The organism is Citrobacter sp. VF227 (assembly GCF_052950715.1).
The window spans coordinates 1-1,020 of the sequence record NZ_JBRFVF010000060.1; the positions used below are offsets into that span (position 1 = coordinate 1).

Genomic DNA, 1,020 nt, shown 5'->3' on the forward strand with positions numbered 1-1,020 from the left:
CGTGGTGGTGGTCGCCGCCGAGGCCGGCGCGCTCGCCGACGGCGGCGCGCTGCTGCACGCGGCCAAGGACTGGGCGGGCGCCCGCTTCGTCGTGGCCAACGCGGTGCGGGGCGCCGTCGATCCGGCCCTGCTCAAGCGGGTAGCCGGCGACGCGGTGGTCACGCACCTGCGCCAATTCGAGCTGGAGGACAGGACGCGCGAGGTGCTGGCGGCAGGTCAGCTGCGCGGCGTCAGTCGGCTCGACCGGGCGGGCTTGGTCAAGCAGACCTCGCAGGCGCAGGCCGGACGGATGCTGCGCGATCTGACCGCGTTCCGCCTCGCCGTGATGGAGGCGGTCAAGCCGGCAGCCCTCTGGCTGGTCGAAGAAGCGCCGGTTCCGGCTCGGGCCGGTACGCCGGCAGGGGGGAGCAAGCGTGCCCGCAACGCCTGAGGACGTGCACGCCCGCCTCACGCGGGCTGATCGCGCCGCGCGCGAGGCTGCGGCCGGGTTCGAGCGGGACAGCCGCGCCGCGCTCACCCGGCTGAAGACGCGCCCGATCCACGAGCGGTTTGCGGCGTTGGAAGAGGGCGCAGTACAGCTCCTGCCCGAACATCGGCGCGAGCTCCTGCTCTCCATCCGTGACCGGTCCGACGCTGTGGGGCCGGGCGCCCGGCCCGCTCCTGGCCACGCCAGCCGCATCGCGGTCTGGCGCGGGCGCCTGCCGTTCCGCGTACGCCGGCTCACCCGTGACGCCCTGCTCGCGCTCTGTCTCCTGCTCGCGCTGCTCCTAGCCTATCGCCGCACGCCGATCTCCTGGGTCGAGGTTCGGAGCGACCGGGATGTGGCCATCGCCTGGGTCATGCCGGACGGGCGACCCGCCGGGGATCGCCTCGTGGCGGGCCGCGCCTACGCGCTGATGCGGGACGCCGACGGCATGGCCGAGCTGCGCGACTGGCGCCCTGGTGAGGGCTATGCCGCGACGCGTGTGCCATCTGATTGGCTGCGGACCCGCTCCGGACCGGCCTCACGCTGAGGTCCGT

General features: G+C 74.4%; 2 protein-coding genes. Both read left to right on the plus strand.

The window, feature by feature from the left end; genetic code table 11:
* Positions 1–430, plus strand: a 430-nt coding sequence (locus ACU8YC_RS24990) for a hypothetical protein (protein ID WP_446895957.1), incomplete at its 5' end; no start/stop codon positions are given.
* Positions 414–1,013: a hypothetical protein gene (locus ACU8YC_RS24995; protein ID WP_043388345.1), complete on the plus strand. Its 600-nt coding sequence runs from the start codon at positions 414–416 to the stop codon at positions 1,011–1,013. The genes ACU8YC_RS24990 and ACU8YC_RS24995, both read left to right, overlap by 17 nt.
* Positions 1,014–1,020 lie beyond the last annotated feature (7 nt).